Origin of the sequence: Corallococcus sp. AB049A, from assembly GCF_003668885.1 — a bacterium.
Lineage (GTDB): Bacteria > Myxococcota > Myxococcia > Myxococcales > Myxococcaceae > Corallococcus > Corallococcus interemptor.
Genome location: NZ_RAWL01000538.1, coordinates 1 through 5,152, shown reverse-complemented (window position 1 = coordinate 5,152; position 5,152 = coordinate 1). Strand labels below are relative to the sequence as shown.

General features: G+C 68.5%; 6 protein-coding genes and 1 pseudogene. 3 read left to right on the top strand and 4 right to left on the bottom strand.

Annotated elements, in window-relative coordinates:
- The 3 genes and pseudogenes from D7X55_RS35525 to D7X55_RS35515 form a co-directional block, all read right to left on the bottom strand.
- Positions 1-305 (bottom strand): annotated as a pseudogene (locus D7X55_RS35525) (energy transducer TonB); the annotation flags it as partial.
- A 3-nt stretch (positions 306-308) separates the two neighbouring features.
- Positions 309-797: a protein TolR gene (tolR, locus tag D7X55_RS35520; protein WP_120552632.1), complete on the bottom strand. Its 489-nt coding sequence runs from the start codon at positions 795-797 to the stop codon at positions 309-311.
- A gap of 12 nt (positions 798-809) precedes the next feature.
- Entirely contained in the window at positions 810-1,526 is a 717-nt protein-coding gene (locus tag D7X55_RS35515; RefSeq protein WP_120527931.1) for a MotA/TolQ/ExbB proton channel family protein, read from the bottom strand.
- A 154-nt stretch (positions 1,527-1,680) separates the two neighbouring features.
- Here D7X55_RS35515 and D7X55_RS35510 point away from each other — a divergent pair, with 154 nt between their 5' ends.
- Together D7X55_RS35510 and murI are read left to right on the top strand one after the other, a co-directional pair.
- Complete coding sequence (locus tag D7X55_RS35510) at positions 1,681-2,697, top strand: hypothetical protein (RefSeq protein ID WP_120552640.1); 1,017 nt, start codon at positions 1,681-1,683, stop codon at positions 2,695-2,697.
- Between the two features lie 110 nt (positions 2,698-2,807).
- Complete coding sequence (gene murI, locus D7X55_RS35505) at positions 2,808-3,632, top strand: glutamate racemase (protein WP_120552631.1); 825 nt, start codon at positions 2,808-2,810, stop codon at positions 3,630-3,632.
- A 15-nt stretch (positions 3,633-3,647) separates the two neighbouring features.
- Here murI and carF read toward each other — a convergent pair whose 3' ends face one another.
- On the bottom strand, positions 3,648-4,505 hold the full coding sequence (carF, locus tag D7X55_RS35500; RefSeq protein WP_120552630.1) for a plasmanylethanolamine desaturase: 858 nt from the start codon (positions 4,503-4,505) through the stop codon (positions 3,648-3,650).
- 269 nt (positions 4,506-4,774) lie between these two features.
- Between carF and D7X55_RS35495 the strand changes: the two genes are divergently transcribed.
- On the top strand, positions 4,775-5,152 hold a 378-nt coding region (locus tag D7X55_RS35495), incomplete at its 3' end, for a hypothetical protein (protein WP_199747295.1).

Sequence of the window (5,152 nt, the reverse complement as noted above, 5' to 3'; positions counted from 1 at the left end):
GCATTGGGGGAGGGCGCGGGCGCGTCCGCGGGAGGCGTGGGCGTGGGCTTGGCCACGACCTCCTTGGGCGGCGGCTGCGCCACTTCCTTGCGCGGCAGGAGCTTGGGGTCGCGCGGCTTGCCCAGGCGCACCAGCGACGCGTTGATGGGCTTCTGGTCCAGGTCCAGCTTCGGCGCGGACGTGAAGTTCGCGTAGAGCAGCGCCGCCGCGACCACCGCCACGTGCCCGGCCACGGAGACGACGAGGAAGCGCGACAGCCGCGTGGGCCGTGACACCAGCAGGCTGTGGGAGACCGCGGAACTCATGGGCTAGCGCTTCGCCTCCTTGGGCTTGCCCTTGCCGCTGGACGCGGGGGCCTTGCCGGAGTTGGACGCCTTGGAGCCCGTGGCGGGTTCCGTGATCATCCCCACGTTGGAGATGCCCGCGCGCTGGGCCGCGGCCATCACCTCCACCACCACGCCGTACGGCACGTCGCGGTCCGCGTGGAGGTACACCTCCTTGTCCGCCTGCGCCTTGGCGTTGGCGGCGAGCTTCGTCTCCAGCTCCTCCAGCGGAACTTCCGCGTCCCCGATGTAGACCTTCTTCCCCGCGTCGATGGAGAGGACGACCTTCTTCTCCGTCGCCTCCACCGGGGCCGCCTTGGTCTCCGGGAGGTTCACCTTCACGCCCTGCTGGATGAGGGGCGCCGTCACCATGAAGATGATGAGCAGCACCAGCATCACGTCCACCATGGGCGTGACGTTGATCTCGCTCATGGTGGTGCGGCCACCGCCGCCCTTGCCTCCGCCCATGCCCATGTGACGGGTCTCCTAGCGGAAGAAGTGCCGCTTGATGATGTTGAGGAAGTCCGCGGAGAAGTTGGACATCTCCGTGTCGAACACCTTGATGCGGCTGACGAACGAGTTGTACGCGACCACCGCCGGGATGGCCGCGAACAGCCCCGCCGCCGTGGCGAACAGCGCGTTGCCCACCGGCGCCGCCACCGTGGCCAGCGTCGCGTTGCCCTGCTCCGCGATGTTGTTGAACGCGCCCAGGATGCCAATCACCGTGCCGAACAGCCCCACGAACGGCGACGCGGCGCCCACCGTGCCCAAAAAGGACACGCGGTTCTCCAGCTCCGTGATCTGCGCCGTGGCCGCACGGTTGAGCGCGCGCTCCACGTTCTCGATGCCGCCCAGCTTGGCGCTCATCGCGGCCTCGGCGCCGCCGTCCTGGGTGCCCGTCTGCGCCAGCTTGCTCAGCTCCTCGTAGCCCGCGCAGAACACCTTCGACAGCGGCGAGCCCTCCAGCTTCTGGGCGGACTGGTAGATGGCCTCCAGCCGGGACGCCTTCCAGAACGTGTCGAGAAAGGTGAGGGATTGGGCGCGCGCACGCGACAACTGGGTGGCCTTCATGGCGATGAGGGCCCAGGAGGCGACCGAGACGGCCATGAGGAGCAGGAGCACCGCGAGTTCGATGAACGACGCGTCGCGGATGATCTCCACGTAGTTCATGGCGCCAAAGGCCAGGGGCAGGTGGGGTATCATGGGGTTCAGCGCGTAACATCCCGTCCTCGGGTGGGTCAAACCCGCTTACAGCGCCCGGTTGCTTTGGACGGCACTGAATAATTCCCGGGGTTGGTCGTCTGGAGGGTTGTTCCGGGCCGACGACCTCAACCATCCCGAACCACGGATGCCCACCATGAACGCGAGAACGCTCGCCGCATTCCTCTGCCTCTCCTCTGGACTCACCGGCTGCATCGTCGAAAGCAACCACCCGCGCTACGCCGGTGACGTGCGCATGTCGTGGAGCTTCGACGGCGCCACCTGCAGCCAGATGCGGGACATCCAGGGCGTGGACATCTACATCGACGGCGAGATCCTGGAGAACGACGGCCAGTATCCCTGTTCGGCGAACGGCTTCGACGGCATCGTCCTGCACGACTTCGCGCCCGGCACGTACTCGTTCAGCGCGGAGGCGGTCGACTACGACGGCGTGGCGGTCTACTCGTACCGCGGCAACTTCACGGTGGACGGCAACGTGGCCGTGCCCATCAACTTCAACACGGGCCGCACGGGCGCCACGTCCTACGCCTACGTGAACTGGCTGTTCCCGACGGAGGCCGGCTCGTACTACCCCTCCTGCGGCCAGGCCGGGGTCGCGTCCGTGGATGCCCGCGTGGATGACGGTGAGTGGGTGCGCTTCGCCTGCAACCAGGGCAGCCAGGGCAACTCGGTGGAGACGCCGGAGCTCGCCCCCGGCCAGCACTACCTGGAGATCGTCGGCGTCGACGCGTACGAGCGCCCCCTCTACTACTACGGCGGCGGCTTCACCTCGCAGGCCGGCATCCCGGCCAGCATCACGGCGAACACCTGGGTCATTGGCGGCGCCGCGGTGGGTTGGCAGCTCTATGAAGGCAGCGCGCGGCTCAGCTGCGGCCAGGCCGGCGTGCAGGAGGTGGGCATCAACTTCCAGGACGTCCACACCAAGGAGTGGGTCTACGGCGAGGCGGGGCAGTGGTTCTTGTGCAATGAGTCCCCGGCCATCTTCGAGTTCCTGCGCCCCGGTGAGTACTTCGTGTCCCTGCAGGCGAACGGCACGGGCGGCCGGCGCTACATCTCTCCCCGGGGAGCGGACATGCTGAGCCTGCGCGTCTACGCCCACGACTTCCCGAACGCGTCGCAGGCCGCCATCGCTCCGCTGGACCGCGTGCAGTAGTCGCTGAGCCCACCCGGAGCGGGCATCACGAAAGGGTCGGAGGCCTTCCAGGCTTCCGGCCCTTCGTGCGTCCAGAGGCGTTGGCATCAAACGTGATAGGGACTCCCCCCATGCGGCAAGACAGCCACGGTCCCATCGGCGTGTTCGACTCCGGCATCGGCGGGCTCACCGTCCTCAAGGCGCTCATGGCGCGGCTCCCCCACGAGCGCACGCTCTACCTGGGGGACACCGCCCGGGTGCCCTACGGCACCAAGTCCGGCGAGGTGGTGACGCGCTACTCGCTCAAGAACGCGGAGTTCCTGCTGGAGCGCGGCATCAAGCTCCTGGTGGTGGCGTGCAACACCGCCTCCGCCGCGGCGCTGCCCGCGCTCCAGGCCGCGCTGCCGGTGCCGGTGCTGGGCGTGATTGAGCCGGGCGCCCGCACGGCGCTCCAGCGCACGCGGGGCGGCGGGGTGGGCGTCATCGGGACGCCGGGCACCGTGCGCTCCGGCGCGTACCAGCGGGCGCTGGAGGCGGGCAACCCGAAGGTCGCGGTGAAGGCCATGGCGTGCCCGCTCTTCGTGCCCCTGGCGGAAGAGGGGTGGACCACCGGCGACGTCCCGCTGCTGGTGGCGAAGGAGTACCTGGCCGGCTTCGCGCGCGACGGCGTGGACACGCTGGTGCTCGGCTGCACCCACTACCCGCTGCTCAAGGGCGTCATCGCCGAGGTCGTGGGGCCGCACGTGTCGCTGGTGGACTCGGCGGAGGCCACGGCGGAGGCGGTGGCGCGGCTCTTGGAGGAGAAGGGGCTGCTTGCTCCGCCGGCGCCGGTGTCCGCGGGCGCGCCCGAGCACGCCTTCTTCGTCACCGACGTGCCGGAGCGCTTCGTGGAGGTGGGGGCCCGCTTCCTGGGGCGCCCCATTCCTTCCGCGGAGCAGGTGGACCTGCGCTTCTAGAGCGGTGCTGCTGCTTCAGCGCACGGGGGGCGTGGAGACGCTCGCCGTGGGCTCCTCGGTGGAGGCCTTGAGCAGCTCCTTGGCCGCCTGGAGCACGGGGAGCTCCTGGGCGCCATCCACGGCGACCAGCGCTTCGGCGGCCTCCGTGCCGATGTCGTCCTGGCGCGGCAGCTGGCCGGTGGCCCAGGTGATGAGCCGCTCCATCAGCGGGAAGAAGTGGATGACCTTCAGCGGCCGGTTCATCCAGCCCACGGTGATGCAGTAGTACTGGTTGAAGGGCGCCGTGTGGTGCACGCGGTGGTGGTCCGGCGGCAGGATGAGGTGCACGCGCTGCAGGAAGCCGATGATCGCGGGCGGCTCATCCAGGTGCGACCACTTGTGGAACTGGTTGGTCGCCATCACCCAGAAGATCATCGCGCCCAGGAACGCGGCCAGGAACACCCAGCCCGGGCCGGCGAGCGGAATGGCCACCGCGAGCGCCGCCACCGGCAGCGACACGAGGCAGTTGTTGCCGTTGGTCTCCACGAAGTCGTGGCGGGTGATGGCCTTCTCGTCCACGTGGTGCTCGCGGAAGGGGCGGATGAACGCCTTGCCCAGGACGGGCATCTCCGTGGAGCCCCACGTGTCACCCATCCAGTGCACCACGCCGGACACGAAGTCCGCGGCCAGGTAGCCCAGCACCACCGCCAGGATGAGCATCCACGGCCCGGTGTGGTGGGTGCTCCAGAGCTTGTAGACGAGCGCGCCCTCCAGGCCCACGAACGCGAGGATGGAGGCGATCTCCATGGCGCGGATGGCGGGCGAATAGCCCTGCGCGAGCGCCTGGGCATCCTGCAGGCGGACCTTGTCCGCGATGGTGTCCGGCTTCTTCATCGTTAGGTCGTTCCGGCCGCGGCAGGGAGGGAGGGGCTGACGGCGCGTTCGTCAGAACGGTTTACGTACCCCAGGCCATTTCAGCTTTTCAACAGAGGCGCCCATGCCCGGCAGGCTGGTGCGCCCGTGCGGATCCGTACACGGAGGGTGCCAGAAGGTGGCGGACGCACACCGACGTGAGCGGGCGGGCACGCGTAAAAGTGATGCGGAGCGCGTGACGCTTACCTTGTGAAGCCCGGACCCCGCTGCTACGGTGCCCGACCTCGGCAATGGCGAAAACCTTCGAAAAAGCCGTCACCGGCTTCAATCACAACATCAAGCACAAGGGGAAGGTCTACCACGTCCAGACCGAGGACTCGGGCGTCAACAACCCCCACATCATCACCCACCTGTTCGTGGGCGGGAACATCCTCGCGTCGAAGAAGACGTCCTACGCGGACATCCTCAACGCGGAGAACCTGGCGGAGGTCGTGCGCGAGTTGATGGAGGAGCAGCACAAGGAGATGCTGCGCAACCTCATCAACGGCGTGTACGACAACTACGAGTCCACGGTCCGTTCGTACCAGCCCGGCCAGCTCGCGACGGACGCGGAGATGGCCGCGCAGCCGAAGCTGCCGCCGCAAGCGCCCGCGCAGCCGCGCCCGCCC

Coding starts and splice junctions, on each gene's coding strand:
- tolR (WP_120552632.1), bottom strand. CDS start 797: ATGGGCATGGGCGGAGGCAAGGGCGGCGGTGGCCGCACCACCATGAGC.
- D7X55_RS35515 (WP_120527931.1), bottom strand. CDS start 1,526: ATGATACCCCACCTGCCCCTGGCCTTTGGCGCCATGAACTACGTGGAG.
- D7X55_RS35510 (WP_120552640.1), top strand. CDS start 1,681: ATGAACGCGAGAACGCTCGCCGCATTCCTCTGCCTCTCCTCTGGACTC.
- murI (WP_120552631.1), top strand. CDS start 2,808: ATGCGGCAAGACAGCCACGGTCCCATCGGCGTGTTCGACTCCGGCATC.
- carF (WP_120552630.1), bottom strand. CDS start 4,505: ATGAAGAAGCCGGACACCATCGCGGACAAGGTCCGCCTGCAGGATGCC.